Genomic DNA, 1,911 nt, shown 5'->3' with positions numbered 1-1,911 from the left:
TGTCCGGCCTGTTCGGCGGCATGGCCGGCTGCGCCATGATTGGCCAGTCAATCATCAACGTCACGTCAGGCGCCAGAGGCCGCCTGTCCACGCTGTGGGCGGGGCTGTTTCTGCTGTTCTTGATTCTCGTGCTGCAAGATTGGGTGGCCCGTATACCGATGGCGGCGTTAGTCGCCGTAATGATAATGGTGTCAATCGGCACCTTCGACTGGGGCTCGATGCTGCGCCTGCGCTCGACGCCAATACAGTCCTCCATTGTCATGATCGCGACTACGGCGACCGTCGTGGTGACGCACGATCTGTCAAAGGGCGTGATGCTTGGGGTCCTGCTGTCAGCGATCTTCTTTATGCGCAAGGTCGGCAAGACAATCGCAGTCGAAGAAATCGTGTCTCCCAAAGAGGGCCTTCTGCTCTATCGCGTCAGCGGCCAGTTGTTCTTTGCCTCAGCCGATTTCTTCGCCGCGAGCTTCGAGCATCACGGCCATCCAACGCGGGTGGAGATCGACATGACCGACGCCCACCTCTGGGACCTGACAGGCGTTGCTGCCGTGGACAAGGTCGTATTCCGGTATCGCCGCCAGGGCGCTGAGGTCGAACTCATCGGCATGAACCAGGCAAGTCAGACGCTGGTCGAGCGGATCGGCAAGTACGACAAGAACCACCTGCCATCTAGCCAAGGAGCCCACTGACCTTCGACCGGTGAGTGCGCTGACAGCTGACCTACTCAGGGTCCGCTCAGGGTCGGATTCGGGTATTGGCTCCTTTCCCGCAAGCGGACGCCCCGCGTCGCGCTCGTCCTTAAATCTCCTGGAGGCTGAAGCGTGCCGGTCTGTCCAGGTTGGTCCACCGACCCCGGTCTTCGACCGGCCGCTCCGCGGCGGCCCGGCGGGCCGGCCTTGAGCAACCTGGACAGACCGGCGATCGTCTCGCCGTGAGATGTAAGGATGGCTCCCCGCTAGGCGGGACGGGAGGCGCGACGCCCCGTAGATCCTCCCCCTCTGGGGGAGGTGGCCCAGAGGGCCGGAGGGGGTAGCGCGGCGCTGGTCGGGAAGACCCCCCTCAGTCGCGGAGTTTATCCTCGGGCGCGCGCTTCGCGCGCCCCGGGGGCGACAGCGCCCCCAAAGGGGGAGCAGCTTAAGCTCGCCCTTCACCCCTAAAGCGCCGTCACGAAGAAGATCACCGTGGCGATGGTCATCACCGCCGTCGCGGCCCAGCCGAGCACGGTGGCGCCGGTCGACAGGGTGAGGCGGCCCATGACCCGGGGATTGCGGACGATCAGCATCATCACCGCCATCAGCGGCGCGGCCAGCACGCCATTGACCACGGCGGCCCAGTAGAGCGCCCGGGCCGGGTCGATGCCGGTATAGTTCAGCGCCGCCCCCAGCAGGGTGGTCACGGCGATGGTGGCGTAGAACAGCCGGGCCCGCATCGGCTTGGCGTCCAGGCTGCCCGCCACCCCGACCATCTCGGTGACGGCATAGGCGGCCGAGCCGGCCAGCACCGGCACGGCCAGCAGTCCGGTCCCGATAATGCCCACCGCGAACAGGGCGAAGGCGAAGGGTCCGGCGATCGGCTTCAGCGCCTCGGCCGCCTGGGCCGAGGTGGTGATGTCGGTGATGCCGTTGGCGTTCAGCGTCGCCGCCGTGGCGAAGACGATCGCCAGCGAGACCAGGGTGCTGAACGCCATGCCCACCAGGGTGTCGGTGCGGATGCGGCGCAGCTCGGGCCCCGCCTCATTGGGCGTGATGCACAGGGGCTTGGCGTGATGGCGGTGCTGTTCCTCGACCCTCCTGGCCGGCCTGCCAGAAGAACAGATAGGGGCTGATGGTGGTGCCGAGAATCGCCACGCGAAGCGGTGGCATAGGCCGCGTTCCACTGGATTTCCGGCACGATCAGGGCCGTCAGGGCCCG

General features: G+C 66.3%; 2 protein-coding genes. One reads left to right on the top strand and one right to left on the bottom strand.

Annotated features, from left to right (window positions below):
- Positions 1–689 (top strand): SulP family inorganic anion transporter (locus CSW58_RS12220; protein ID WP_143755197.1); only part of this gene is annotated, 689 nt, incomplete at its 5' end.
- A gap of 464 nt (positions 690–1,153) precedes the next feature.
- Here CSW58_RS12220 and CSW58_RS12215 read toward each other — a convergent pair.
- The coding region (locus CSW58_RS12215; RefSeq protein WP_236627814.1) for an NRAMP family divalent metal transporter at positions 1,154–1,911 on the bottom strand (758 nt) is incomplete at its 5' end.

Source organism: Caulobacter sp. B11 (genome assembly GCF_002737765.1).
Lineage (GTDB): Bacteria > Pseudomonadota > Alphaproteobacteria > Caulobacterales > Caulobacteraceae > Caulobacter.
This window is presented reverse-complemented; position numbering and strand designations above follow the sequence as displayed.